The following is a 26,192-nucleotide window of genomic DNA, read 5'->3' on the forward strand; positions in this document are numbered from 1 at the left end:
CACCCGGAAGCGGCAGAAATGGCCATTCCTGCCGCCCCTGTCAGCCGCCGAGGGCGGCGCCGACGACGGCGCGGGCCTCCTCCTGCACGCGGGCGAGGTGCTCGGGGCCCTGGAACGACTCGGCGTAGACCTTGTAGACGTCCTCGGTCCCCGACGGGCGGGCGGCGAACCAGGCGTTCTCCGTGACCACCTTGAGGCCGCCGATCGAGGCGCCGTTGCCGGGAGCCTCGGTGAGCTTGGCGGTGATCGGCTCACCGGCCAGCTCGGTGGCGGCGACGTCGGAGGGCGACAGCTTGCCCAGCGCGGCCTTCTCCTCGCGGGTCGCGGGCGCGTCCACCCGCGCGTAGGCCGACTCGCCGTACCGCGCGACCAGCTCGGCGTGCAGCTGCGACGGCGAGCTGCCGGTGACCGCCTGGATCTCGCTGGCCAGCAGCGCCAGCAGGATGCCGTCCTTGTCCGTCGTCCACACCCCGCCGTCGCGGCGCAGGAACGACGCCCCGGCCGACTCCTCCCCGCCGAAGCCGACCGACCCGTCGAGCAGCCCGGGCACGAACCACTTGAAGCCGACCGGCACCTCGACCAGCCGCCGCCCGAGCCCGCCGACCACCCGGTCGATGAGCGACGACGACACCAGGGTCTTGCCGACGGCGACGTCGGCGCCCCACTCCGGCCGGTGGGCGAACAGGTAGGAGATCGCGACGGCGAGGAAGTGGTTGGGGTTCATCAGGCCGGCGTCGGGGGTGACGATGCCGTGCCGGTCGGCGTCGGCGTCGTTGCCCGTGGCCACCTGGAACTCCTCGCGGCGACCGATCAGCGAGGCCATGGCCGACGGCGACGAGCAGTCCATGCGGATCTTGCCGTCCCAGTCCAGCGTCATGAACCGCCACGTGGGGTCGACCAGCGGGTTGACGACGGTGAGGTCGAGACGGTGCCGCTCGGCGATCGCCCCCCAGTAGTCGACCGCCGCGCCGCCCAGCGGGTCGGCGCCGATGCGCACGCCGGCCGACCGGACCGCGTCGAGGTCGAGCACCGACGGCAGGTCGTCGACGTAGGTGCCGAGGAAGTCGTGGCGCTGCGCGGCGGCGTGCGCGCGGGGGAAGGGGATGCGCTTCACGCCGTCGAGCCCGGCGGCGAGCAGCTCGTTGGCGCGCGCGGCGATGACCGAGGTCGCGTCGGTGTCGGCCGGGCCGCCGGAGGGCGGGTTGTACTTGAAGCCGCCGTCACGGGGCGGGTTGTGCGACGGGGTGACGACGATTCCGTCGGCCAGCCCCGTCGTCCGCCCCCGGTTGGCGCCGAGGATCGCGTGGCTGACCGCGGGGGTGGGCGTGTACCGGCCGGCGGCGTCGACCAGCACGGTCACGTCGTTGGCGGCCAGCACCTCCAGCGCGCTGGCCCACGCGGGCTCGGACAGCGCGTGGGTGTCGCGGCCGAGGAACAGCGGCCCGTCGTAGCCCTGCGCCGCCCGGTACTCGCAGATCGCCTGGGTGGTGGCCAGGATGTGCGCCTCGTTGAACGCGGTGTCGAACGACGACCCGCGATGCCCCGAGGTCCCGAAGGACACCCGCTGCGCGACCTCGGCCGGGTCGGGCACGAGCGTGTAGTACGCGGTCACCAGCGAGGCGACGTCGACCAGGTCGGCAGGGGAGGCCGGCTGGCCGGCGCGGGGATCGGTCACACCCGTGATCCTGGCCCGGCCGACCCCCCGGTGGCGACCGGGGTCACCCCACGCGGGCGGTGGTGCGGCGCACCCGCAGTCCGTCGAGCAGCAGGCCGGCGGCCAGCGCGGCGCCCGCGCCCTCGCCGGCGCGCAGCCGCAGGTCCAGCAGCGGCTCGAGGCCGAGCGCCTGCAGCACGAGGTCGTGGCCGCGCTCGCGGCTGCGCTGCCCGGCGACCAGGCAGGCCTGCGCGCCCGGCTCGAGCAGGACGGCGGCCAGCGCGGCCACCGAGACGGCGAACCCGTCGAGCACGACCGGCGTGCGCGCCGCCGCGGCGCCGAGCACCGCCCCGGTCAGGACGGCGAGCTCCGGCCCGCCGAGCTCGGCCAGCGCGCCCGCGGGGTCGAGACCGGTCCCGGCCCGGGCCAGCGCGGCGGCCACCACCGACCGCTTGCGGTCGAGCACCTCGCTGTCGGCGCCCGAGCCGAGCCCCGTGACGTCGGCGGGGTCGGCGCCCAGCAGGCCGGCGGCGAGCGCGGCGGCGACGGTCGTGTTGCCCACGCCCACCTCGCCGAGGGCCAGCAGGCCGTCGCACGCCGAGCCCAGGGCCCGGCCGGCGGCCAGCAGCCGCCCGACGTCGTCGGGGGTCAGCGCGGGGGCGGAGGCCAGGTCGCCGCGGGGTCCGGCCGGGCGGGCGTCGACCGCGCCCGGCAGCGGGTCGCCGGCCACCCCGGCGTCGACGACGACGACGGTCAGCCCCGCCGCCGCCGCGGCCGTGGCGCCGACCGAGGTGCCGGCCAGCGCCGCGCGGACGACGTCGCGGGTGACGTGCCCGCCGTAGGCCGAGACGCCGCGCGCCGCGACCGGGTGGTCGGCGGCGGCGAGGACGAGCGTGCCGCCGGCGACCCCGCCGCGGCCGAGCGCCACCACGCGGTCCACCGCGCGGTCGAGCACGCCGAGCGAGCCGGGCGGGGTGAGCAGCCGGTCGGCCTCGTCGCGGGCGCCCACCACCGCCTCGCGGTCGGGGGCGCGCAGGTGCGAGGGCGGTGCCGCGGGGCCGCCGTCATCGGCCGGCCAGCGGTCCTCCATGACGACGGCGTCCAGCGGCAGCCGCCGCGACCAGCCGGCCCGCTCCAGCCCGGGCGCGGGCGGGCGCTCGTCGGGCCAGCCCAGGCACAGCCAGCCGAGGGTGGCCACGCCGTCCGGCAGCCCGACCAGCCCGGCCAGCTCCTCGGGGCGGAACAGCGTCACCCAGCCCATGCCCAGGCCCTCCGCGCGGGCGGCCAGCCACAGGTTCTGGATGGCCGCGGCGCAGCTCCACAGGTCGGCGTCGGGGAAGGTGGCGCGGCCCAGCACGCCGGCCGCGGGGGTCCGCCGGTCGCAGCAGACGACGATCCCCAGCGGCGCCTCGCGCACGCCCTCCAACTGCAGGTCCAGCAGCCGGCGGGCGGCGTCGGGCTCCATCTGCGCGGCCTGGCGCAGCCGCTCGCGGTCGGTGAGGACGGCGGCGCGGTCGCGGATGGCGGGGTCCCGGACGACGACGAACCGCCACGGCTGGCTGTGCCCCACCGACGGCGCCGCGTGCCCGGCCGCGAGCACCCGCCGCAGGACGTCGTCGGGGACCGGGTCGGGGCGGTAGCGGCGGACGTCGCGGCGCGCGGCGACGACGGCGTAGAGGCCGGCGGCCTCCTCCGGCATCGCCCAGGCGGCGGGGTCGCCGGCGCGCTGGGCGGCCGAGGTGGCGTCCCCGATCACCGGCACCGGCCGGGGATACGTCACGGGCGGTCCCGCCGCAGCCGGGCGGGCGCGCGCCGGGCCCACGCCTCCTCGAGCAGGTCGGCGACGGTCCCCTCGTCGGCCGCGGCGAGGCCGACCTGGACGCCGGAGAGGCGCTTGCCCCACCACAGCAGCGAGACCGCGCCGCCCTCGGCCGCGCGCGCCTCCGACTCCCCGAGCATGACGTTGAGGATGCCCGGTGCCCACAGCGTGGCGAGCACCGTGGTCCCCAGCCGGAAGGACGGGCGGCCGTGGTGGTCGGCCTCGGTGACCTCCGGCAGGGCGAGGGCCAGCGCGCGCACCTCCTCCTCGGTCATCTCCGTGGCGCCCCCGGGTAGTCGCCGACGCTCCAGCTGTTGCCCTCGGGGTCGCGGACGGAGAACTCCCTCCCGCCGTGCCCGGGCTCGGTCAGCGGTCGCAGCACCTCGGCGCCGGCGGCCCGCACGCGCTTCCAGACGGTGTCGACGTCGTCGGTGACGAGGTAGGCGCCGCTGCCGCCGGGACGGACCGGCCAGCCGCCGTCGTCGCGTGCGGAGCCGAGCATGACCCCGCCGCCGGGCGGCCAGGCGAGCTCGGCGTGGACGACGAGGTCGCCGTCGGGGACGACGAGGGTCTCCTCGAAGCCGAGGACGTCGACCAGCCAGCGGATGAGGGCGGGGGCGTCGGCGGCGCGGAAGGCGGGCCAGACGGTGGGGGGTGGGGTGCTCATGCCGCCGAGCCTGCCCCGGACGCCGCCGGGTGGTCTTGGACGAATCCGAACTCCGCGGCCAGCCAGCGCAGCGGGGAGAGCCCGGTGAACGCCCGCCACTCGCGGGTGAGGTGCGCCTGGTCGGCGTAGCCCGCGCTCGCGGCGAGCCCGGCGAGGTCGGGACGCGGCCGCGCGGCCAGGGCCCGGCGGGCGCGGTCGAATCGGACCACCCGCGCCGCCTCCTTGGGCGCCAGACCCGTCTCGGCGCGGAACCGGGCGGTCAGGTGCCGCTCGGACCAGCCGACGCGGCGGGCGACGTCGCCGACGCGCAGCCGCCCGCCGCCGGCGAGGGTGAGCCGCCAGGCCTCGGCGACCTCGGGAGCGGGGTCCGCCGGGCGCGCCGCGCGGCGCAGGACGTCCTCGGCGGCGGCGAACCGCTCGTCCCAGGTCCCGGCCGCGCGCACCCGCTCGACGAGTTCGGTCCCGAGCGGGCCCAGCACGTCGGCGACCTCGACGTCGACCGCCGCGAGCTCCCCGGCCGGCACGCCGAGCAGCCCGCGGGCGCCGAGCGGGGTCAGCGAGAACTGGATGCCGGTCTGCCGGCCCGGGTGCCGGATCAGCGCCGGGGTGGTGTGCAGGCCGCCGAGGAGCGCGTCGTACCGGCCGGGCGCCTGCGCCGGGTCGGGGTGCGCGGCGACGTCGAGGGGTCCGTCGAGCGGAACGACCAGGGTGAGGGTGGGGGAGGGGAGCCCGCGGTGCGTGCCCGGCGCGAGGCCGTGCTGCCGGTAGCCGACGGCGTCGGCGACCAGCCCGCGCAGGGCCGCGTGCGGCCGGTGCACGACGAACTCGCTGGTCACCCGCCCAGGATGGCAGCGGGGACCGACACGCTCCAGGTGTGCACCTCCGCGGAAGTGCACGGTGCATCTCCGCGGATGTGCACGGACGGCTCAGACGGTCGAGGCGATGCCCGCGACGAGCGCGAGGCCGATGAAACCCACGCCCACCCAGCCCAGCACGATGCCGGCGATCGCCATCCCGTCACCGGCCTCGCCGCGCTCGCGGATCTGGCTGCGCGCCGTGTAGCCGAAGACCAGCGCGAGGATGCTGCCGATCCAGTAGATCCACAGGATCCCCAGCACCATCGCGGCGATGGCCAGGCCGTTGGTCCGCCGCGCCACCGGGTAGCCGTACGGCGGTGGGTAGCCGGGGCCGTACGGCGCGGGCGGCGGCCCGTAGGCCGGGGGTCCGTAGGCCGGCGGCCCGCCGGCCGCCGCCGGCGGGTACCCGTACGGAGGCGGCTGCTGGCCCTCGGCACCCGGGTGTCCCGGCACGTTCCACTGCGTCATGTCGTCGGTGTCCCCCGTCGTCCCCGTTCCCGTCGTCGACGGGTGCGAGGGCACGGTACGAGCCGGCAGGGCCACGGCCCAGTCACGCCACTCCGAGGGGTCAGCCCTCCACGACCTCCAAGAAGCGGCGCAGGGTCTCGACGAAGACCTCCGGCTGCTCGGAGTGCACCCAGTGGCCGGCGTGCTTGACCTTCACCAGCCGGGTGGAGGGGAACAGCTCGTCCATCCGGGCGCGGTCCTCGGGCAGCACGTAGTGGCTCTTCGCGCCGGCGATCCAGAGCACCGGGCCGTCGAACGTGGCACCCGGCGGCGGGTCGGGGAAGCCGCGCAGCTCGCCGAGGTCGCGCTCGAGGGTCTCCAGGTTCAGCCGCCACCGCCAGCGGCCGGACCCGACACCTTCGCGGACCAGGCTCTGCAGCAGGAACGACCGCACCATCGTGCTCGGCACCGCCTCGCGCAGCGCCCGGTCGGCGTCCTCGCGGGTGCGCAGCGCGCCGAGGTCCACCGCCCGCATCGCGGCGATGTAGGCGGCGAAGGGGGAGGCCTCCTCGTGCGGGTCGTCGGTGCGGCCGTCGGTGAGCGGGTACTCGACCGGGGCGATGTCGACGACGACCAGCGCCCGCAGCAGCTCGGGCCGGCGCAGCGCCAGCGTCATCGCCACCTTGCCGCCCATCGAGTGCCCGACCAGCGTCACCGGCTCGCCGAACGACTCGAGCTCCGCGGCCACCAGCTCGGCCATGTCCCCGTAGTCGACCCGGTCGGTCCACGGCGAGTGCCCGTGGTTGGGCAGGTCCAGCAGCGTCACGCGGTGCCGGTCGGCCAGCCCCTTGGCCGCCGTCGTCCAGTTCTTGCCCTGGCCGAACAGGCCGTGCACGAAGACCACCCGCGGCCCGGCGTCCCCGACGGTCCGCGCGGCCAGCCGCTCGTCGGAGGGTGCATCGGCGGTCACCCGGCGATTCCACCAGATCCCCGGCGTCCGGCGACCTACCGTGCCCGGGACGACGGGGGAGGTCCCACCATGCCCGGACGGCGCCGCGCCGCCACCACCACCACGCGACGGACGACGACCCGCCGCCGCTCGCCGGCCCGCAGGCCCGCCGTCCCCGACCTGCCCACCGCGGGCCCGGGCGAGCGGGTGTGGGTGCTCGCCGTCCCGTTCCGCGCCCCGGCGCCCGGCGCGGTGTGGCACGCCGGCCTGCAGGCGCACGTGTGGGTCGGCGCGCAGCTGCCCCCGGCGCTGGCGCCCTACGACCCGCCGCCGCACACCCTCGAGCGCTTCCTCGAGGACGAGCTCAACGAGACGCCGCGCCCGCTGCCGGAGGCCCGGCAGCTGGTGCCGCGCGAGGAGCAGTGCACCGGCGCGGAGGCCGTCGTCGCCTCGGCCGCGGCCGGGCACCGGGTGTTCCTGCTCGGCGACGACCCCGGCGTCGGCAAGACGGGCACCGCGGTGATGGCCGCGCGGGAGATCTGCGAGTTGCGCGGCGGCGAGCGCGTCCTCGTCGTCGCCGACCGCCCGGCGGCGATCACCCTCCCGCACTGGACCCGCTCGATCGGCGGCTTCGGTGACGGCGGCCTGCGCTGGTGCGTCACCACCTGGGACCGGCTGGCCAAGGTGGCGAAGCTGTCGTTCGACGTGGTGATCGCGGACGAGGCGCACATGGTCCGGCACACGACGACGCAGCGCTGGAAGCACTGGAAGGCCGTCTCCGGTGCGGCCCGCGCGACGGACGTCCCGTTCGTCATCGCGGCGACCGCCACCCCCGCCCACACGCCGCTGGAGCTGCCCTACCTCGCGCCGCAGTTCGCCCAGCGGCACGGCGAGCCGCTGCGCGCGTGGGCCGACCTCCCGGCCAGGCTCGCCGAGCACGGGTTCCACGTGGAACGCGGCCGCTACGGCTGGACCTGGACCGAGGACGCCGACCGACGCCGCGCCGACCTCGCCCGGCTGCAGGCCTGGCTCACCGACGGCGACCCGCCGGCCACGCTGCACCGCCCGGCGCCGTGGGGTCCGGTGTCGGTGACCGGCACGCCGGTGGCGCTCACCCCCGCCGAGCAGGCCGCCTACGAGTCCGGGTGGCAGGAGTTCCGCGCCGAGATGCAGCTGGCGCGCCGGTCCCGGCAGAGCGCCCGCGGGCGGGCCGCCCTGCTGCGGTTCCGGCAGAAGGCGGGGCTGATCCGGGCGCAGGCCACCGTCGACTGGGTGCGCGCCCAGGTCGAGGCCGAGCGGCAGGTGGCGGTGTCGGTCGAGTTCGTCGAGACCGCCGCCGACCCGATCCGCGAGGCGCTGCAGGACTCCGGCATCGCCGTCGCCTGCATCTACGGGCGCGACCGGTTCGACGTCGAGGCCGAGCGGCTGCGCTTCCAGACCGGCGCCGCGCCGGTGTGCGTGTTCACCGTGACGGCGTCGATCAGCCTGCACGCCGGCGAGCTGCTGCCCGGCGGCACCACCGCCTCGACGACGCCGCGGGTGGGCCTGTTCCACCAGCCGCGCTTCTCCGGCATCCAGGCCCGCCAGGTCACCGGCCGCACCCACCGCGACGGGCAGGTCTCGCCGTGGCGGGTCGCCTTCGCCGAGCACACCGTCGAGGAGCAGGTCGCCCGGGTGATGGTCGAGCGGCTGGCGGTCAGCGGGTCGACGGCGGGCGCGGACACCTCCGCGCTGCAGGAGATCGCCGAGCTCCTCGACGCCGACTGGCTGCCGCCCGCCGCGCTGACGGAGGGCTGAGCCCGGTCAGCGGCGGGGCAGCGCGCGCCCGTCGGGGAGCGTGCGGCCGGCCAGCAGGGCCACCAGCGCACCGCGGTCGGCGCGGACGGTCTCGCCGCTGCCCCGGCTCCAGTCGGCGTCGGTGGCCTCGAGCCGGACGCCGGACAGGTCGACGCCGAACCACGCGCCCTCACTGGCCGTGACCGCGTCGAGGACGGCGGCCACGGCCTCGTCCGGGGCGACCGGGGACCGGCCCAGCGCGGCGGTGACGTCCAGGGAGTGGACGACGGCGTGGCTCAGCGCGCCGGTGGCGCCACCGCCCGGGGGCTGCCACGCGTGCAGCACCGGCGAGCGCAGCGCGTCCAGGAGGACCGCGGCCGGCAGCGCGGCGTCCCGGGCCGCCACGGTGTCGGACAGGACGCCGAAGTCGCCGCCGGCCGCCGCCATCTCGGCGCCGAACTGCTCCGGCGACAGCCGCGCCGGCATCGTCACGTGCGCCACCACGTGCCGGACCTGCCAGCCCGCGCACAGCGTCGCGGCGTCCCAGGTCCCGGGCTCGGCGTCCAGGACGTCGGCCAGGCCCCCGTACGTCCGCCCCACCCAGGCCGCCACCGCGTCCCCGTCGCTCATCGCTCCTCCTCCACCGCCCGGTCCCGGGCGTCTGCAGGGAGACGCGCGCCGGGTGCGGAACTCATCGGTCCACCCGTCCGACGGACGTTCCGACGTGAGCACGGGCGACGGACCGGCCCGCCGGAGGCTCGGCAGCCTGCCGGGGGCCCTACGCCCCCGGGACGGCGCGCGTGCGGCGGACGGCCGATCCGTGCAGGAAGCCGGTGATCCCGAGGACCACCAGGCCGTCGAGGGCGTGCAGGCCGCCCCAGAACGCGCCGTCGTCGGCCAGTGCCCGGAACAGGCTCTGGCCGACGACCAGGAGCAGGAGGAGCACCAGGGCGAGGACGACGTCGCGGGTGCCCGCACGGGCGAGCAGGGCCAGGACGACGACCACCAGGGCCAGCGCGGGGAGGACGACGAACCCGTTGGTCAGGTGGGCGTCGAAGCCGCCACCGAAGGCGCCGAGCCCGGCCAGGAAGAACTGCACCACGAGGTCCACCAGCAGCAGGAGCAGGACCCACCGGTGGGCGACCGCCGCGCCGTGCCGCCACCCGCCCGTCGTCCGTGCCGTCGTCGGACTCCCGGACACGGTCATCTGCGGCCTCCTGTCGGGTGCCCCCCGCCAGGATCGGACCCCGGTGCCCCACCGTCCAGAGGGGCGGCCGCGCCCGGCCGCTAGCGTGCTCCCGTGATCTTGATCGCGGTCGTGGGTGTCGTGGTCCTCGCGGCGCTCGCCGTCTTCCAGCTCGCACTGGTCGGCGGAGCGCCGCTGGGACGGTTCGCGTGGGGCGGGCAGCACGACGTCCTGCCCGCGCGGCTGCGCGTCGGGAGCGTGGTCTCGATCGCGATCTACGGGGTCGTGGCCGTGGTCCTGCTGCAGGCGGCCGGTGCGTACCGCGCCCTGCCGCGCGGCCTGGTCGACGTCGGCATCTGGGTCCTGACCGGCTACTTCGCGCTCGGGGTGGCCCTCAACGCGATCTCGCGCAGCCGGCCCGAGCGGCTGGTCATGACGCCGGTGGCGCTGGTGCTGGCCGTCGTCTGCCTGGTGCTGGCGCTCGGCTGACGGCGGTCAGTGCAGGAACGCGGTGACCGCCCGCTCCGCCCCGGCGGGGAGCGTGTGGTGCGTGGCCCCGGGCAGGGGCACGACCGTCGCCCGCGGCATGACCTGCGCGGCGGAGCGGGCCACGCGCCGCGGGTCCTGGGCGCGGCCGTCGGCGGGGACGACGACCAGCGTGGGCACCGGAAGCGCGCCCAGCCGCGCCGCGTCGGGACGGCGGGTGCGCACCGGGGCCGCGGCCGGGACCTCCGCGCCCGCGGCCGCGACGTCGAGCCACGCGCCGTCCACCGGCCGGCCGCCGGTCTCCCAGCGCACCAGCGCGCGCATCCGCTCGGCCGTGGGCCGGGTGAGCAGCGGGACGGCGTGCAGCAGGTAGCCGGGGGAGAAGCCGGCGAAGGTGGTCGTCGGGTCGAGCAGCGCCAGCCGCCGCACCCGGCCGGGGCGGTCGAGGGCGAAGGTCAGCGCCTGCCACCCGCCGTAGCTGTGCCCGGCCAGGTCGACGGCGCGCAGGCCCAGGCCGTCGAGGACCTCCTCCAGCCAGTCGGTGACGTCGTCGGCGGTGGTGAGCGGCGTGGTCGCGGGGCTGCGGCCGGCGTCGCCCACCGGGTCGAGCACGTGCACCCGGCGGACGGCGGCCAGCAGCCGCATCGCCCCCGACCAGGCCAGCGCGGTGGCCCCACCGCCGGGGACGAGGACCAGCGGGGGAGCCGACGCCGCACCGCTGACCAGCACGTGCGTGCGGCCGAACCGGGTGCCGACCTCCCGCGACCGCACCGGTACCGGCCAGCGGGCCAGGGCGGCGTCGTAGGCGGTGTCGAACGCCGCCCGCCGGTCCGCCACGGCCGGAGCCTGCCGGGTGCGCGACGGCGCGGCAACGGACGGGGAGAATCGGCAGCGTGCGGCGGGAGGCGAGCGTCCTGCACCTGGACCTGGACGCGTTCTTCGCCGCCGTCGAGCAGCGCGACAAGCCCTCGCTGCGCGGCCGGCCGGTCGTCGTCGGCGGGACCGGCGGGCGCGGCGTCGTCGCCACGGCGTCCTACGAGGCCCGCGCCTACGGGGCGCGCTCGGCCATGTCGACGGCGGAGGCCCGGCGCCGCTGCCCGTCCGGGACGGCGTTCCTCGGTGGCCGGTTCGGCGCCTACCGGCGGACGTCGGACGTGGTCATGGAGCTGCTGCGCGAGCTGTCGCCGCTGGTGGAGCCGGTCAGCATCGACGAGGCCTACGTCGACCTCGCCGCCGCCGGCGGCCACGACCTGTCCGTCGACGGCGTCACCGCGCTGGCCCGCGACCTCAAGGCGCGCATCGCCGAGGCCACCGGCGGGGTGACCGGCTCGGTCGGCATCGGCAGCTCCAAGCTCATGGCCAAGATCGCCTCCGACCTCGACAAGCCCGACGGCCTGGTCGTCGTCGCGCCGGGCACCGAGCTCGACGTGCTGCACCCGCTGCCGGTCACCCGCCTCGGCGGCGTCGGCCCGGCGACGGCCGAGCGGCTGCGGCAGGTCGGCGTCGCCACGGTGGCCCAGCTGGCGGCCAAGTCGCTGCCCGACCTCGTGGCGCTGGCCGGCCGCGCGCACGGCACCGGGCTGTACCAGCTGGCCCGGGCCGACGACGACCGGCCGGTGGTGGCCGAGCGCGGGGCCAAGTCGGTGTCGCAGGAGTCGACCTTCGAACGCGACCTCACCGACCTGTCCGAGCTCAACCGGCTCATCGACTCGATGGCCACGCGGGTGGGCGAGCGGCTGCGCTCCTCGGCGCTGTCGGGGCGGACGGTGACGCTCAAGCTGCGCCGCTACGACTTCACCACGATGACCCGCTCGCAGACGCTGCCCCAGCCGACCGACGACGCCCGCCAGGTCGCCTCGATCGCCCGGCGGCTGCTCGCCGAGGCCGGCACCGGCGGCGGCCTGCGGCTGGTCGGCGTCGGCGTCTCCGGGCTGTCGCAGTACGCGCAGGGCGACCTGTTCGCCGACGACGACGCACCGCAGGAGGCGACCGAGGCCGTCGTCGAGGAGCCGGCCGCACCCGAGCCGCCGGCCGACCGCCGGTGGTGGCCGGGGCAGGACGTCGTCCACGACGAGCTCGGGCCCGGCTGGGTGTGGGGCCGCGGCCTGGGCCGGGTGACGGTGCGCTTCGAGGGGCCGCTGACCGCGCCCGGGCCGGTGCGCACGCTGGCCGCCGACGACCCCGCGCTGCACCCGGGCGACCCGCCGGACTGGCGCCCGGCGACGATGGGGGCATGACGGAACCGAGCGCGTGGGTGCGCATGACGCAGGCCGACCCGGGCCACTCGGCCGCCTACGTCCAGCGGTTCCGGACGCTGGCCGAGCAGGGCATGGACCTCGTCGGCGAGGCGCGGCTGGTCGACGCGATGCTGCCGCGCGGCTCCCGGGTGCTCGACGCCGGCTGCGGGCCGGGCCGGGTCGGCGGCCACCTCGCGTCGGTGGGGCACGACGTCACCGGGGTCGACGTCGACCCGGTGCTCGTCGACGCCGCGGAGCAGGACCACCCGGGCCCGCGCTGGCTGGTGGGCGACCTGGCCGAGCTCGACCTGCCCGACCGCTTCGACGCGATCGTGTGCGCGGGCAACGTCGTCACGTTCCTCGCGCCGAGCACCCGCGGTGAGGTGCTGCGGCGGTTCCGCACGCACCTGGCCGAGGGCGGGCGGGCCGTCGTCGGGTTCGGCGCCGGGCGGGACTACGCCTTCGACGACTTCCTCGACGACGCCCGCGCCGCCGGGCTGGAGCCCGACGTGCTGCTGTCGAGCTGGCACCTGCACCCGTTCACCGCGGAGTCGGACTTCCTCGTCGCGGTGCTGCGCGCCGCGTGAACCGGCTCAGCTGACCTCGGAGAGCCACCCGACGACGCGCAGGTCGCCGTCGAGGTGGACGACGAGCGTCTGGCCGTCGGCGCCGCGCAGGTGCGCCTCGAACAGGCCCGCGCCGTCGACCTCGAGCCACTCGATCGTCGCGCCGGGGTGGTCGGCGAGCGCCGCCGCGGCCACCTCGACGGCGACGTCGGCGGTGAGTTCCGGCGGCAGCGTCCGGCGCGGCGTGCGGACCCAGGCGTGCCGGCCGACGGTCTCGGTACTCCGGTACATGGCGGACCTCCTCGCTCCCGCGGCGCCGGTGCGGTGCCGCGACGGGTCCGAGACTCCGGCCCCTGCTGACAGGAACCTGGGGACGCCGTGCCGGTCGCCTGCCTATCGGGCGCCGAGGGCGAGGGTCAGCTCCAGGACGGTCTGGGGGTCGTCGAGGCGCGCGCCGTAGAGGTCGCGCAGCTGCCCCATCCGGTAGCGCACCGTCTGCGGGTGGACGAACAGCTCGGCGGCCACCTGCTCGCGCCGGCCGTGGTGCAGCAGCCACGAGCGCAGCGTCTCCAGCAGCTTCTCCCGCGGGCCGGGACCGAGGTCGTCGAGCGGCGCGAGCACCTGGGCACGCAGGTCGGCCAGCGCCTCGCCGTCGGCCCGCAGCACCAGCTCGGCCAGCCGCACCTCGGTGTCCACGGGCGTCTCGCCCTCGGGGGACAGGCCCAGCTGCAGGGCCCGGAGCGCCCGCGAGTACGACGACCGCGCGCCCTGCCACGGCCGGGCCGGCCCGACGACGGCGCCGCGCCCGGTCAGCGACGTCAGCAGCGCCGCCCGCGCGAACCCCTCGGCGTCGGGCACCAGCAGCACCGCCCGCTCGGTCGAGGGCTCCGCGCCCGGCATGTCCTCACCGGCCTGCAGGGTGCGCGCGTCCAGCACCGCCATGGCGTCCCGGGCGCCGGACTCGGGCAGCAGGACGGCGGTGAGCGTGCGCGGCGGCGTCCAGTCCGCCCGCTCCGCGGCCACGTTGAGCTCGTAGGCGGGCGCCCCGGTGACCAGCAGCTGCGCCAGCCGCTCCAGGTGCCGCCGCCGCTCGCGGCCGCTGGCGGCCAGGTGGTCGGCGTGGCCGGACGCGCTGGCCGCCGACAGCCGGTCGATGTAGGCGAACACCAGCCCGGCGAAGCGGGCCAGCGACCCCGCGGGCATGCCGGCGGCCACCGCCGTCCCGCTCAGGTGTTGCCAGGACACCCGCGCGCCCACGCGGTAGGCGGCCAGCAGCGCGTCCATCGAGCGCCCGGTGCGCGCCTCACCGCGGCCCAGGGAGTAGGCCCCCTCGATCGCCGGGTCGATCGGCCGGCTGGCGTCGACGCCGCCGGCCGACGTCGCCAGCTCCAGGAAGCCGGCGAGCGCCAGCTGGACGGCGTTCTCGATCTTGCGGCCCATCGGCCCGCGGAACGCCTCCGCGTAGCTGGGCACCTCCACGACGATCGCCGCCACGGTGCGCTCGGCCACCGCCGGCAGCTCGGCCAGCACCGCCTCGGCGACCGTGGGCGCGAACGTCTCAGGCTCCGGCGTCACGTGACCTCCTCGTGACCTCAGTTGTTCGCCGGGGACAGTATCCAGCCGAACGTTCACGTCGAGAGCACAGGTGATTGCGCTCCCTGCAGGGAACCCTGAGTACATGACCGCGACCGTTCCGCGCCCGACAGCGGCCAAGCCGGCGCTCCGGGTGTTGCGCGACCGCGTGCTGCGCGTCGCCGAGCTCGTCACCACGCCCCTGCTGCCGGCCGACTACCTCGACCTCATCGACCCGCTGCGCTCCGGTGCGGCCCTCCGCGGCCGGATCGAGGCCGTGCTGCCCGAGACCCGCGACGCCGCCACCGTGGTCATCCGCCCGGGCGCCGACTGGCAGCCGCACCGGCCCGGCCAGTACGTACGCATCGGCATCGACGTCGACGGCGTCCGCATGTGGCGCGCGTACTCGATCACCTCCGACCTCGGCCGTACCGACGGCTGCTTCACCGTCACGGTGAAGGCCATCCCCGGCGGCAAGGTCAGCAACCACCTGGTCCGCAGCACCCGGCCGGGCACGATCGTGCAGCTCGACCAGGCCACCGGGGACTTCTGCCTGCCCGAGCAGCGGCCGGACAAGGCGCTGTTCGTCACCGCCGGCTCCGGCATCACCCCGGTGATGGGCATCCTGCGCAACCACCCCGAGCTCACCGACGTCGTCCTGGTGCACTCCGCGCCCACGCCCGACGACGTCGTCTTCGGTGCCGAGCTGCGACAGCTGGCCGCCGACGGCCGCATCCGGCTGGTCGAGCAGCACACCGACACCGCCGGGATGCTCGACGCCGCCGCGCTCGCCGCCCTCGTCCCCGACCTGGCCGAGCGCGCCACCTGGGCCTGCGGCCCGGTCGGCATGCTCGAGGCGCTCGAGGAGCACTGGGCCGCCGCCGGCATCGCCGACCGGCTCTACACCGAGCGGTTCCGCCCGAAGGTGCTCGTCACCGGTGAGGGCGGCACGGTCACGTTCACGAAGAACGGGACGTCGCTCGAGGCCGACGGCGCCACCCCGATCCTCGACGCCGCCGAGGAGGCCGGCGTGCTCATGCCCAGCGGCTGCCGCATGGGCATCTGCTACGGCTGCGTCCTCCCGCTGCGCGAGGGCGCCGTCCGCGACCTGCGCACCGGCGAGGTCACCACCGCCGCCCCCGGCGACGGCGTCCTCGTCCAGACCTGCATCAGCGCCGCCGCCGGCGCCTGCGACATCGACCACTGACCGCCTCAGACCCGAGGAGCCGCATCGCATGACCGTCCTGCAGAAGAAGTCCGACAACCCCATCGAGCACCTCACCCCCGAGGACATCGAGCTCATCGGCAAGGAGCTCGACGAGATCCGCCAGGGCGTGATGGACAGCCGCGGTGAGTCTGACGCGCGCTACATCCGCAAGGTCATCGACGTGCACCGCAAGATCGAGCTGGGCAGCCGCGCCGTCCTGCTGGCCTCGGGCTTCCCGCCGGCCTGGATCGCCGGGACGATCGGCCTGTCGATCGCCAAGATCCTCGAGAACATGGAGATCGGGCACAACATCCTCCACGGGCAGTGGGACTGGATGCGCGACCCGAAGATCCACTCCACGACGTGGGAGTGGGACATGGCCAGCCCGGCCGAGCAGTGGAAGCACTCGCACAACGAGCTGCACCACACGTACACGAACGTGATCGGCAAGGACAACGACCTCGGCTACGGCATCATGCGCGTCGACGAGGACCAGCCCTGGATCCCGATGTACCTCGGCCAGCCGCTGTGGAGCTTCATCAACGCCTGCTTCTTCGAGTACGGGATCGCCGCCTACGACCTCGAGCTCGGCGCGGTCATCGCCAAGAAGCAGACCGGCGACCCGGAGTTCCGCCGGCGCGCCAAGCAGGTGCTGGTCAAGATCGGCCGGCAGGTCCGCAAGGACTACCTGATCCACCCGTTGCTGTCGGGCCCGAACTTCGTCGCCACGCTGGCGGCCAACTTCACCGCCAACATCGTGCGGAACCTGTGGTCGAACTCGGTCATCCTGTGCGGCCACTTCCCCGAGGGCGTCGAGACCTTCGAGAAGAAGTCGATCGACGGCGAGACCCGCGGCGAGTGGTACCTGCGCCAGATGCTCGGGTCGGCCAACATCTCCGGCTCCAAGGCGATGCACATCCTGACCGGGAACCTGTCGCACCAGATCGAGCACCACCTGTTCCCGGACCTGCCGAGCAACCGGTACGCCGAGATCGCCCCGAAGATCCGCGACCTGTTCGACCGCTACGGCCTGAACTACCACACCGCGCCGCTGCCGCAGCAGGTCGGCTCGGCTTGGCACAAGATCATCCGGCTGTCGCTGCCCAATGGCTGGCTGCAGAACACGACGGCGCGCAACCTGCCGTCGCAGGTGGCCAAGCTCTGGAAGATGACCACCGGTGCGCCGAAGGTCCGCCGCGCGCTCATCCGTGAGCAGGCCGCCATGGCCGCCGCCGCGTAAGCACCGCGCACGCAGAGGGGCCCGGGACGCGATCGCGTCCCGGGCCCCTCCGTGTGTCAGCGACCGGTCAGGGCCGCAGCGCCGGCTGCGGGAAGTTCAGCTGCAGCAGCAGCGCCGGGTCGCTGATCGGCACCTCCCACACGGTGCCGCCGGCGTCGGGGTCGATGACCTGACCCCGACCCAGGAAGGCGGCCACCTGGGCCTGGCCCTGCAGCGCCGCCGGGTTCGCCAGGTTCAGCAGGAAGGAGTGCGGGTTCTCGGGCCGGCCGGTGCGGTCGTGGCGGTAGAGGCTGGTCCGCGACCACAGGTCCCCGGCGTCGACGAGCGTGTACGACGCCGGGTTCGGGACCGTCTGGTCGCCGAAGGCGACCTGCACCAGGACCCGCTCCGGCCGGATGAGCGGCGCGAAGGTCTCCGGGCTGCCCGGGCGGGCCAGCCACGTGGACCGGGCCAGGTACTCCTGGATGGCCGCGGCCCCCGGGACGGTGAGGGTCACCGGACCCTCCCCGCGCAGCGGCATCTGCTCCTGGAAGAAGTTCCGGGTCGCGTCGGTGCTGTTGAGCAGCCCGGCCGCCTGCAGCGACCCGGTGGTCAGCGGACGGAACGCCGGCGACAGCCGGACGATCTCGCTGATCGGGCCGCCCGGCACGTTGAGCACCGACCGGGTCACCGCCTGGTCGACACCGGTGAGCATGGTGCCGTAGATGCCGCCGAAGCTCTGACCGAAGTAGGTCACGTCCCGGCCGGAGAGGTCCGGCGTCCCGTTGCCGTCGACGTCCGTGCCGCCCAGCGAGCGGATCAGCGTCATGTTGTCGGCGACGGTCTGCCGGAGCGCGTCCCGGGACCCCAACGCCGCGGCTGCGCCGGTGGCCGAGGAGCCCTCGCTGGACTCGATGTCGCCGTCGCGGTCCTGGTCGATCCCGCGGCCGTAGGCGGGGATCGTCGTCGTCCGGCCACCGCTGGTGACGACCCAGCCGCTGTCCGGCCCGAAGCCGTGCCCGACCACGTTGGTGCCGATGGTGGCGATGCCGTTCTTCGCGTTCTCGACCGCCGCGAGGAAGACGGCGTTCGTCGAGCTGGTGAACCCGTGCCCGAACACGGCGACGGGCCAGCCGCCGGCCGGCGGGGTCCCCGGGGGGAGGACCGCGACGAAGGGCAGCCGCTCGGCCTCGACCGGCCGGGGACCGGCGTCCCGGGTCGGCGTCTGCGGGATCGTCACGTCGGGCGTGAGCCAGGACGGCGCCTGGAAGTCGCCGAAGACGATCGTGCCGCCGACGGCGGCCGTCGGGACGAGCGCGGGCGCGGGCGCGGGGTCGGTGACGCCGCGGTCGGTCGCCCAGGCGACCGTCGTCCCCGCCGCGGGGAAGGCGCCCTGGACCTGCAGTCCCGGCCGGCTGATGCCGACCGCGCGGAACGCCTGGCCGCTCTCGATCTGGCGGCGCAGGTCGAGCAGCCCGTCGGTGGCGCTGAGGGTGGTGAAGGTGTCCTGGACGGCCTTGTTGGCCGGGCCGCCCTGCACCCGCAGCCGGTAGGTGGTGCCGGGGGCGAGCTGCTCGGCCGGGTGGGCGTAGAGCGTGTTCGTGGCCGGGTCCCAGACGACGCGGTCGACGCCGGTGCGCCAGCCGCCGTGGGCCTCCTGCAGGCTGATCTGGGCCGCGGCCTGCGCCGGGTCGACGGGGGAGTCGAAGCGGACGGCGATCCGCGGGTCGAGGTCGAAGCCGTCGAGCTGGTTGAGCTGCTGCACCAGGCCGCAGCTGATGGGCGCACCGCAGTCCGCCGTCGGCAGGTTCACCCGCCGGCCGGTCAGCTGCGCCGGGTCGCGGACGGTGAGGGTGTCGGACGGGAAGACCGAGAGCGGCTCGGCCTTGTGCGGGGCGGCCAGCGCGGGAGGCGCGGTGACCGAGAGAGCGGCCGTGAAGGCCAGCGCACCGATGAGCGACGAGGTCGTCCGGTGCCAGCGTCGTTGCTGCAAGGCATCTCCAGGTGGAAGGAAGGGGACGCCTATTCGTAGTCGCCGGTGACTCGGATCACAAGGTGATCACCGGGACGACGTGGGGGACCGTTCCACCCCCGTCCGGTGGCCCGGGCGTCGCACCTGGGCCACCGGAGGACGCTCACATCCGCGCGGCCGCGGCCTTGATGGCCTCGCGGATGCGCACGTAGGTGCCGCACCGGCAGACGTTCTGGATCTCGTCGATCTCGGCGTCGGTCGGGTCCGACGTCCGCCGGAGCAGGGCGACGGCGGCCATGATCTGGCCCGGCTGGCAGTAGCCGCACTGGGCGACGTCCTGCTCGAGCCAGGCCTCCTGGACCGGGTGCAGCCGGTCGCCGTCGGCGAGGCCCTCGATGGTGGTGACCTCGCGGCCGGCCACCTCCGCCGTCGGCGTCACGCACGGGCGGATCGCCTCGCCGTCGAGGTGGCTGGTGCAGGCCTTGCAGACGTCGATGCCGCAGCCGTACTTGGGGCCGGTGACGCCGAGCTTGTCGCGCAGCGCCCACAGCAGGGGCAGGTCGGCGGGGGCGTCCACGGTGACGGTCTCGCCGTTGAGCTGGAAGGTGTAGTTCGGCACGGGGCGCTCCTCAGCGGGGGAAGGGCTCGAAGTCGACCGGGAACACGATCGGGAAGGACCGCGGTCTCGTCCCGGTGGCGCGGGCGTAGGCGTTGGCGATCGCGCCGACCGCGGCGGGCACACCCAGCTCGCCGGCGCCGCCGGGCTCCTCACCGCTGTCGACCACGAACACCCGGACGTCGGTCGGGGAGTCGGCCTGGCGGGTGTAGTGGAACTGGCTGTAGCTGCCCTCGAGCGGCAGCCCGTCGACGACGTGCAGCCCGGCGCGCAGCGTGGTGCCGATCGCGTCGGTGAGGCCGCCGAGCATCTGCGCCTCCAGGCCGCGCGGGTTGACCGCCCGGCCGACGTCGACGGCGATCGTCGCCCGGGTGACCCGCGGGTCCTGCGGGTCGCGGGCGTCGATCTCGACCAGGCAGGCGGTGCAGCCCTTGTACTCGGCGTGGAAGCCCAGGCCCTGGGCGGTGCCGCGGGGCATCCGCCGTCCCCACTGCCCCTCCTGCACGACCCGGTCCAGCACGGCGCGGAAGCGGTCCTCCTTGAGCAACCGCCGGCGGAACTCGGCCGGGTCGCGGCGGGTGGCCGCGGCGAGCTCGTCGACGACGACCTCCTCGGCGCCGCGGGTGTTCGCCGAGTAGACCGACCGCCAGCTGCCGGTGTGCATCTGCAGCGGCACCTCCGACAGCGTCTGGGTGGTGACGCCGAGGTGGTACGGCGAGTGCACGGTGGTGAGGAAGACCGTCTGGGCGAAGGAGAGGTTGCCGGCCACCGGGAGGCTCGCGGCCACCGAGGTGAGGATCTCGCCGAGGCCGTGGCCGAAGTCGGTCTCCACGCTGGCCACCCGGTGCTCGAAGGTGAGCACGTCGCCGGCGGCGTGGGTGGCGCGGATGCGGTGGTGGCTGGCGGCGCGGGCGCGGCCGTGGCGCATGTCGTCGATGCGCGACCACAGCAGCTTGACCGGCCGGCCCGTCGCCTTCGACACCCGGGCGGCCTCGAGCGCGGCGTCGGAGAACAGGCGGCGGCCGAACGATCCGCCGCCCTGCACGACGTGCACGGTCACCCGTGAGACCGGCAGGCCCAGCTCGGCGGCGATGGTCTCCTGCGCCACGATCGGCGACTTCAGCGGCGACCAGATCTCCGCGCGGTCGGCGGTGACGTGTGCGACGGCGCAGTTGGGCTCCAGCGGCGCGTGGCTGACGAAGGCGAAGTCGAACTCCGCGTCGACGGTCTGCACGAGCAGCCCGGGCGCCAGCGGCGGGGGCGTGGCCGCGCGGAGCGTGCGGCGGATCGACGCGTCGTCCTCCCCGTCGACCGTCCCCGGGCCCCAGGTGGCCTGCACCGCCGCGACGGCGTCGCGGGCCTGGCCGAAGGTCTCGGCGAGGACGGCGACGCCGGTCCGCACCACCGCGACGTCGACGACGCCCGGCATCGCCCGGAGCTGCGCCTCGTTGTCCAGCGAGCGGACGGTGCCGTTGATGGTGGGCGGCCGGCGCAGCATCGTGGGCAGCGCGCCCGGGACGACGTCGAGGTCGAGGGTGTAGCGCTGCTGCCCGGTGACCATCGCGCGGGCGTCCACGCGGTTGGTGGGCGTGCCGACGACCCGCTGCTGCGCCGTCGGCTTGGGAGCGGCCAGGGCGACGGTCAGCGTCCGGTCGGCCGCGGCGGCCGACAGCTCGCCGTAGGTGGCGCTGCGGCCGCCGGGGCCGGAGACGACGCCGTCGGTGACGGTCAGCGCGCCCGGGGTGGTGCCCCACCGGAGGGCCGCGGCGGCCAGCAGGCGGGCCCGGGCGACGGCGGCGGCCCGCCGGACGGGGCCGTAGACGCTGCGCATCGTGTTGGAGCCGCCGGTGAGCTGGTTGAACACGAGCTCGGGCCGGGCGTCGGCGAGGGTGACGTCGACGGAGGACAGGGGGACGTCGAGCTCGTCGGCCAGGAGCATGGCGACGGCGGTGGTGATGCCCTGGCCCACCTCGGCGCGGGGGAGGGCCAGGCCCACCCGGCCCCGCTGGTCCACGCTGACGACGATCAGGTCCTCGGTGGGCTTGCCGGCGAGGATGAGGACGTCGCCGAGGTCGAGGACCTCGGCGGGCGCGGGCAGCGAGGGCAGGGCCCGGGCGGTCGCCGGGCCGGCCACGTCGGCGACGACCTGCGCCGCCACCGCGAGCGTCGGCGCGGCGACGAGGTAGGTGAGGAAGCGGCGGCGGCTGTGCGTGGGAGTGGGCTCGCCGCCGGGTGGGCGGGTGGACCCGGGCAGGGTCCGGTCGGGGTGGGCCTGGTCGGGCAGGGACGTCACGCGGATGGCCTCTCGACGGTGAGCGGTCGGTCGAGGACACGGCCGGGATCGGCGGTGCTCGGCCCGGATCAACGAGGACGGGCGACCGGGGTCACGACGTTGCGGAACGTCGGCGTGTCCTTGCAACGTCCGGCGCTGATCCACGTGGAACACCGCGTGACGCGGCGCGGGCGCCCGGTCACCGGCCCGGCCGGCTCCGCACGGTGAGCCCTGCGCCTCTTCTGCTCCACGCCCACGGGGGGCTGCGATGGGCCCACGGCCGCACCGGATGGAGGAGGGGACATGGACGGATACGTCGTGGAAGCGGTGATCACCGGGATGGTGCCGATCGGCGTCGTGCCCGAGGGACTGCGGATGGACATCGAGGTCGAGGGCAGGGTGACCGAGGGACCCCTGACCGGCGGCCGGCTCTCGGGCACGGACTTCTTCACCCTCCGCCCGGACGGCATCGGGGTGATCGACGTGCGGCAGGTGATCCGCCTGGACTCGGGCACGACGGTGTCGCTGGAGTGCCACGGCTACGCACACCCGCCGTACCGGCTGCCGCCGCTGGAGGAGATCCGCCCCGACATGGAGTGGCCGGACGCCGACGTCCCCCTGCACGGGGCGGTCTTCCTGCGCACGGGCGACCCGTCGCTGGCCGAGCTCAACCGCACCGTCTACGGGATGACCGGTACGGCGAACATGGCGCGGGGGCAGGTCCACACGCGGGCGGAGAGCCTGGCGCGGGTGCCGGTGGCCTGACCGGCGGGACGACGAGGGGCCCGGGACCGCACGGTCCCGGGCCCCTCGTCGGTGCATGGTCCGCCTAGTTCGCCATGTCCACGAAGCGGCTGTAGTGGCCCTGGAAGGCGACGGTGACGTTCGCGGTCGGGCCGTTGCGGTGCTTGACCAGCATGATGTCGGCCTCGCCGGCCCGCGGGGACTCCTTCTCGTACATGTCCTCGCGGTGGATCATCATCACCATGTCGGCGTCCTGCTCGATCGAGTTGTGGACGACGACCCCCTCCGCGACGAAGTTGTGGCCGCCCAGGACGGTGGCGTCGTAGACCTCCTCCTCGCCCTCCGGCTCGATCGAGACGACCTCGTCCCACAACAGGTCGTTGACCGCTTGGATCTCCAGTTCGGCATCACCGAGGATCTCCGCTACTCGCCCGAGCCGCTCGCGACTGGGGGCGTGCTTCCACATGGTGCTGCCGCTGAAGGCCGTGCCCATGGCCGCCGCGAAGGCCCGATGGCTCATGCCCTGCTCGGCCAGCACGTCCCGGACGCGGTCCCACACCTGTGCGGGGATCGTGTCGACGTTGGGGTTGCCCGACGTCGCCCGGACGATGCCCAGGAGCCGCTCGGCGGCCACGCCACGGGCTCCGTGGACACCGATCTCCCCGAGGAAGCGCCGCTGGTCGTCGCATCCGCTGATGTCGAGCGTCCATCCGTCGCGGTAGCCCGTCTTGCGGGTGCGGCGGATCCGGCTCGAGACGCCGAAGCGCAGGAGCAGTCGCGACAGGTCGTCGACGAGCCGCCGGCTGGTGGAGGCGTAGTAGACGCGGCCGCCGCAGCCGTTCTTGGTGACCGTGACAGAACCGTCGGTCGCCCAGAGATGCCGCAGGAAGAGCGCGATCTGCTTCTTCGGCAGGGAGAACACCGGTTCCGGCACGAACTTCTCGTGGCTGCGCAGGCCGAAGAGCCCGAGATCGTCCAACCAGGCGGCGATCGGGTTACGGCGACCGTGCGTGAGTCGGAAGGGTGCTCGTAGCCGGAGCGTGGTGCAGCGGGCGGCTGCGTGCTCGTCCCGGACGGCCACGACGCCGAAGTGCAGCGCCGCGGCGGTGACCGCACGCAGGTTCTCCTCGTCGATCGAGGCGTAACGGATCGGCTGGCGCTTCACGAAGCTGCCGTCGCCGATGAGGTGACCCAGGAGGACGACCTTCTCGTCCTCCCAGACGGTCATCCGATCGGGCGCAGGCACGTGCCTGGGTACGGCGATCCGGGCGCCAGGTGCGAGCTCGCCGAGCGAGCGGAAGCCGTCGTAGGTGAGGAACGGGTGGTTGGCGGTCGCCCGCACCGACTTGCCCGACGACGTGGTCAGCCGGAAGACGGGCTTGGTACCGGTCGAGAAGACGTGCGTGAGGTGCCGTCGGACGTAACGCAGGTTGTCGTCCAGCGCCCACACCGGGACATCGGTGGCGCCGGCCGCGAAGAGCTCGCCCATCGTCGTCTCAGCGCCCGTGTCGGCTCGCAGGATGCGCGTCTCGCCCGGCAGGCAGCCGGACTCACGGAGGTCGGAGAGCATCGGCTTCTTGTCCTGGCGCTGCTCGGACCCACGGTTGAGCTGCGACATGGCGATGACCGGGACCTCGAGCTCCTTGGCCAGCAGCTTCAGTGCACGGGAGAACTCCGAGACCTCCTGCTGGCGGCTCTCGACGCGCTTGCCCGAGGTCATCAGCTGGAGGTAGTCGATGACCACGAGCTTGAGGTCGTTGCGCTGCTTGAGCCGCCGCGCCTTGGCCCGGATCTCCATCATCGTCATGTTCGGCGAGTCGTCGATGTAGAGCGGTGCGTCGGCCACCTCGCCCATCCGGCGGGCCAGCTTGGACCAGTCCTCGTCGGACAGCGTGCCGGCGCGCATGTGGTGCAGCGGCACCTTCGCCTCGGCCGACAGCAGACGCATGGTGATCTCGTGCTTGCTCATCTCGAGCGAGAAGATGACGGCCGGCATGTGGTGCTTGACCGTGGCCGACCGCGCGATGTCCAGACCCAGCGTGGAGTTGTGCGTGGGGACGAAGCTCCGGCCCGCGAGGAACAGCGAGTCGGCGGCGTCGACCTGGATGCACCGCACCGGGACGCTGGCCACCGGCCGCACGTCGGTGACGAAACGGACGCCGCGGGCCGTGTTGGTGCGGGCACCGCGCTCCTTGTGCGCCAGCTTCTTGCGCTCGAGCCGGAAGACCTCGTCGTCGGTGCTGAAGGTGAGCGTGTAGCAGGTCGAGGATGCCTCGGACCGGCCGCGCACCCGCTTGGTGGAGAGCTTCACCCGGTGACCGAGGCTCGCGATGAGCTCACGGGCGTCCTCGGCCAGCCGGCGGTTGGTGACGGCGAACTGGACGGCCCCGCTCGGCGTGACCGTGCCGTCGGTGTCGAGCAGGCCGGCCAGCAGCGCTCGCCGCTGGGCCACGGACGCCCGCAGGTACGACGTGGGGATGTGCTTGTCACCCAGCACGCCCAGGGTGCGCAGGAGGCCCTTCACGGTGCCGTGCTCGTCCCGGCAGTCCTGGCACTGCGCCATCCCGCTCGACGGGCCGCCGCAGTCGGGGCAGGTGGCCCGCACGCCCACGCCGCCGCTGGCGCGCAGCCGGCCGCCGCACGTCTTGCCGCACGTCTGGACCTGGGAGGTCCGCGGGACGAACAGCTCGCCGCACATCGGGCAGGGTCGCTCGGCCAGGCCGGGGCGGGCGGGCAGCCGCAGCGAGTAGCGCCGGTCGACACCGGTGGGGACGACGACCAGGCCCTCACCCTCGATGTAGGCCGCGATCTCCGGGTCGGCGCTCGTGTAGTGGGCCGCGGCCGACGTCCCGTCACCCAGCCAGACGCCGATTGCGTACGGCGGCACGGGCAGGTCGGCGGCGGGCAGGTCGAGTGGCGCGGCGTTGACCACGGCGTGGTTGAGCCGCTGGTCGGCCGTCGCGCAGCGGACCGTGCGGGCCAGCTCCTCGGTGGTCCGGACCCGGGCCTCGCCCCGCTCGCCGAGACGACGGGCGGCGCGGTCGGTGGTGACCCACTGGTGCTGCGCGTCGGCCACGATCACCGAGCCGTCGGAGAAGTGCACCTCGTAGCAGGGCCGGTCGGTCATGACGTCGGTGGCGGCGACCACCGTGGTGGGGCGTCCGTCGGCGCCCAGGACGCGGTCACCGACGCGGACCTCGCCCATCGTGGTCCAGCCCTCGGGGGTGGGGATGGGGGTGTCGAGCGCCAGCGCCTTGCCCACACCGGGACGGGCGGCGATGACGACCATCTGGCCGGCCTGCAGGCCGTTGGTGAGCTCGTCGAGGTCGCGGATGCCGGTGGGCACGCCGCGGGCGGTGCCGCCACGGGAGGCGATCGCGTCGAGCTCGTCCATCGTCGGCTGCAGGACGTCCTCGAGGCGCGAGTAGTCCTCGCTCATGCGCTTCTCGGTGACGTCGTAGATCTCCTGCTGGGCGCGGTCGACGATGTCGTCGACGTCGCCCTTGCCGCCGGCCGCGCCGTAGCCCAGCTGGACCACGCGGGTGCCGGCCTCGACCAGCCGACGCAGCACGGCCTGCTCGGCCACGATGGCGGCGTAGTAGCCGGCGTTGGCGGCCGTCGGCGTCGAGGCGATCAGTGTGTGCAGGTAGACCGCACCGCCCATCTTCGACAGCTGGTCGGTGCGGTTGAGCTCGGCGGCGACGGTGATCGCGTCGGCCGGTTCACCCCGCCCGTACAGGTCGAGGATGCAGTCGAAGATCACCTGGTGCGCCGGCCGGTAGAAGTCCGCGCCGTGCAGCACCTCGACGACGTCGGCGATCGCGTCCTTGCTCAGCAGCATGCCGCCGAGCACCGACTGCTCCGCCGCGACGTCCTGCGGGGGCTGCCGGTCGTACGCCGGCGCCGTCGCCTGCGGCCGGCTGAAGTCGTCGGCCACCGCCACCTG

The 26,192-nt window shown here is 75.1% G+C and carries 23 protein-coding genes; 7 read left to right on the top strand and 16 right to left on the bottom strand.

The window, feature by feature from the left end; genetic code table 11:
• Positions 1–40: 40 nt before the first annotated feature.
• The 7 genes from pgm to FN207_RS03765 form a co-directional block, all read right to left on the bottom strand.
• On the bottom strand, positions 41–1,675 hold the full coding sequence (gene pgm / locus FN207_RS03735; protein WP_142456961.1) for a phosphoglucomutase (alpha-D-glucose-1,6-bisphosphate-dependent): 1,635 nt from the start codon (positions 1,673–1,675) through the stop codon (positions 41–43).
• Between the two features lie 43 nt (positions 1,676–1,718).
• The gene (gene bluB / locus FN207_RS03740; RefSeq protein ID WP_246065733.1) at positions 1,719–3,434 is read right to left on the bottom strand and encodes a 5,6-dimethylbenzimidazole synthase; all 1,716 of its coding nucleotides are present in this window, start codon (positions 3,432–3,434) and stop codon (positions 1,719–1,721) included.
• Positions 3,431–3,748, bottom strand: coding sequence for a hypothetical protein (locus FN207_RS03745; RefSeq protein ID WP_142456962.1), 318 nt, complete (start codon positions 3,746–3,748; stop codon positions 3,431–3,433). The genes bluB and FN207_RS03745 overlap by 4 nt, the downstream gene beginning before the upstream one ends.
• Positions 3,745–4,140 carry a VOC family protein gene (locus FN207_RS03750; protein WP_142456963.1) on the bottom strand — a complete coding sequence of 132 codons (396 nt, stop codon included), beginning with the start codon at positions 4,138–4,140 and terminating at the stop codon, positions 3,745–3,747. The genes FN207_RS03745 and FN207_RS03750 overlap by 4 nt, the downstream gene beginning before the upstream one ends.
• On the bottom strand, positions 4,137–4,976 hold the full coding sequence (locus FN207_RS03755; protein WP_142456964.1) for an AraC family transcriptional regulator: 840 nt from the start codon (positions 4,974–4,976) through the stop codon (positions 4,137–4,139). The genes FN207_RS03750 and FN207_RS03755 overlap by 4 nt, the downstream gene beginning before the upstream one ends.
• Before the next feature lie 90 nt (positions 4,977–5,066).
• Entirely contained in the window at positions 5,067–5,519 is a 453-nt protein-coding gene (locus tag FN207_RS03760) for a DUF4190 domain-containing protein (protein WP_142456965.1), read from the bottom strand.
• A 46-nt stretch (positions 5,520–5,565) separates the two neighbouring features.
• Positions 5,566–6,414: an alpha/beta fold hydrolase gene (locus tag FN207_RS03765; protein WP_142456966.1), complete on the bottom strand. Its 849-nt coding sequence runs from the start codon at positions 6,412–6,414 to the stop codon at positions 5,566–5,568.
• A 69-nt stretch (positions 6,415–6,483) separates the two neighbouring features.
• On the opposite strand from FN207_RS03765, the gene FN207_RS03770 reads away from it, so the two are divergent.
• Positions 6,484–8,190, top strand: a complete 1,707-nt coding sequence (locus tag FN207_RS03770; RefSeq protein ID WP_142456967.1) for a DEAD/DEAH box helicase — start codon at positions 6,484–6,486, stop codon at positions 8,188–8,190.
• Between the two features lie 6 nt (positions 8,191–8,196).
• Here the strand turns inward: FN207_RS03770 and FN207_RS03775 are convergent, their stop codons facing one another.
• Positions 8,197–8,799: a maleylpyruvate isomerase family mycothiol-dependent enzyme gene (locus FN207_RS03775; protein ID WP_142456968.1), complete on the bottom strand. Its 603-nt coding sequence runs from the start codon at positions 8,797–8,799 to the stop codon at positions 8,197–8,199.
• Between the two features lie 148 nt (positions 8,800–8,947).
• Positions 8,948–9,376 carry a DUF6220 domain-containing protein gene (locus FN207_RS03780; RefSeq protein WP_142456969.1) on the bottom strand — a complete coding sequence of 143 codons (429 nt, stop codon included), beginning with the start codon at positions 9,374–9,376 and terminating at the stop codon, positions 8,948–8,950.
• A gap of 93 nt (positions 9,377–9,469) precedes the next feature.
• Here FN207_RS03780 and FN207_RS03785 point away from each other — a divergent pair, with 93 nt between their 5' ends.
• On the top strand, positions 9,470–9,844 hold the full coding sequence (locus FN207_RS03785) for a hypothetical protein (protein ID WP_142456970.1): 375 nt from the start codon (positions 9,470–9,472) through the stop codon (positions 9,842–9,844).
• A gap of 6 nt (positions 9,845–9,850) precedes the next feature.
• Here FN207_RS03785 and FN207_RS03790 read toward each other — a convergent pair whose 3' ends face one another.
• On the bottom strand, positions 9,851–10,678 hold the full coding sequence (locus FN207_RS03790) for an alpha/beta fold hydrolase (RefSeq protein ID WP_142456971.1): 828 nt from the start codon (positions 10,676–10,678) through the stop codon (positions 9,851–9,853).
• 56 nt (positions 10,679–10,734) lie between these two features.
• Here FN207_RS03790 and FN207_RS03795 point away from each other — a divergent pair, with 56 nt between their 5' ends.
• Both FN207_RS03795 and FN207_RS03800 read left to right on the top strand, forming a co-directional pair.
• The gene (locus FN207_RS03795; RefSeq protein ID WP_142456972.1) at positions 10,735–12,078 is read left to right on the top strand and encodes a DNA polymerase IV; all 1,344 of its coding nucleotides are present in this window, start codon (positions 10,735–10,737) and stop codon (positions 12,076–12,078) included.
• Positions 12,075–12,665, top strand: coding sequence for a class I SAM-dependent methyltransferase (locus FN207_RS03800; protein WP_142456973.1), 591 nt, complete (start codon positions 12,075–12,077; stop codon positions 12,663–12,665). Before FN207_RS03795 ends, FN207_RS03800 begins: the two co-directional genes overlap by 4 nt.
• A gap of 6 nt (positions 12,666–12,671) precedes the next feature.
• Here the strand turns inward: FN207_RS03800 and FN207_RS03805 are convergent, their stop codons facing one another.
• Both FN207_RS03805 and FN207_RS03810 read right to left on the bottom strand, forming a co-directional pair.
• On the bottom strand, positions 12,672–12,935 hold the full coding sequence (locus FN207_RS03805) for a hypothetical protein (RefSeq protein WP_142456974.1): 264 nt from the start codon (positions 12,933–12,935) through the stop codon (positions 12,672–12,674).
• A 102-nt stretch (positions 12,936–13,037) separates the two neighbouring features.
• Positions 13,038–14,219, bottom strand: coding sequence for a PucR family transcriptional regulator (locus FN207_RS03810; RefSeq protein WP_246065734.1), 1,182 nt, complete (start codon positions 14,217–14,219; stop codon positions 13,038–13,040).
• A gap of 103 nt (positions 14,220–14,322) precedes the next feature.
• Here FN207_RS03810 and FN207_RS03815 point away from each other — a divergent pair, with 103 nt between their 5' ends.
• Together FN207_RS03815 and FN207_RS03820 are read left to right on the top strand one after the other, a co-directional pair.
• Positions 14,323–15,423 carry a ferredoxin reductase gene (locus FN207_RS03815; RefSeq protein ID WP_142456976.1) on the top strand — a complete coding sequence of 367 codons (1,101 nt, stop codon included), beginning with the start codon at positions 14,323–14,325 and terminating at the stop codon, positions 15,421–15,423.
• 28 nt (positions 15,424–15,451) lie between these two features.
• On the top strand, positions 15,452–16,663 hold the full coding sequence (locus FN207_RS03820) for a fatty acid desaturase family protein (RefSeq protein ID WP_142456977.1): 1,212 nt from the start codon (positions 15,452–15,454) through the stop codon (positions 16,661–16,663).
• A 67-nt stretch (positions 16,664–16,730) separates the two neighbouring features.
• Here the strand turns inward: FN207_RS03820 and FN207_RS03825 are convergent, their stop codons facing one another.
• The 3 genes from FN207_RS03825 to FN207_RS03835 form a co-directional block, all read right to left on the bottom strand.
• A complete protein-coding gene (locus tag FN207_RS03825) occupies positions 16,731–18,635 on the bottom strand; it encodes an Ig-like domain-containing protein (RefSeq protein ID WP_142456978.1) in 1,905 nt (634 codons plus the stop codon).
• A 142-nt stretch (positions 18,636–18,777) separates the two neighbouring features.
• A complete protein-coding gene (locus FN207_RS03830) occupies positions 18,778–19,233 on the bottom strand; it encodes a (2Fe-2S)-binding protein (protein WP_142456979.1) in 456 nt (151 codons plus the stop codon).
• Between the two features lie 10 nt (positions 19,234–19,243).
• Positions 19,244–21,523, bottom strand: a complete 2,280-nt coding sequence (locus FN207_RS03835) for a xanthine dehydrogenase family protein molybdopterin-binding subunit (RefSeq protein ID WP_221888016.1) — start codon at positions 21,521–21,523, stop codon at positions 19,244–19,246.
• Between the two features lie 282 nt (positions 21,524–21,805).
• Between FN207_RS03835 and FN207_RS03840 the strand changes: the two genes are divergently transcribed.
• Positions 21,806–22,267, top strand: coding sequence for a DUF3237 family protein (locus FN207_RS03840; protein ID WP_142456980.1), 462 nt, complete (start codon positions 21,806–21,808; stop codon positions 22,265–22,267).
• A 64-nt stretch (positions 22,268–22,331) separates the two neighbouring features.
• Here the strand turns inward: FN207_RS03840 and FN207_RS03845 are convergent, their stop codons facing one another.
• Positions 22,332–26,183: a replicative DNA helicase gene (locus FN207_RS03845; RefSeq protein WP_246065735.1), complete on the bottom strand. Its 3,852-nt coding sequence runs from the start codon at positions 26,181–26,183 to the stop codon at positions 22,332–22,334.
• Positions 26,184–26,192 lie beyond the last annotated feature (9 nt).

The organism is Geodermatophilus aquaeductus, from assembly GCF_900182545.1.
GTDB lineage: Bacteria > Actinomycetota > Actinomycetes > Mycobacteriales > Geodermatophilaceae > Geodermatophilus > Geodermatophilus aquaeductus.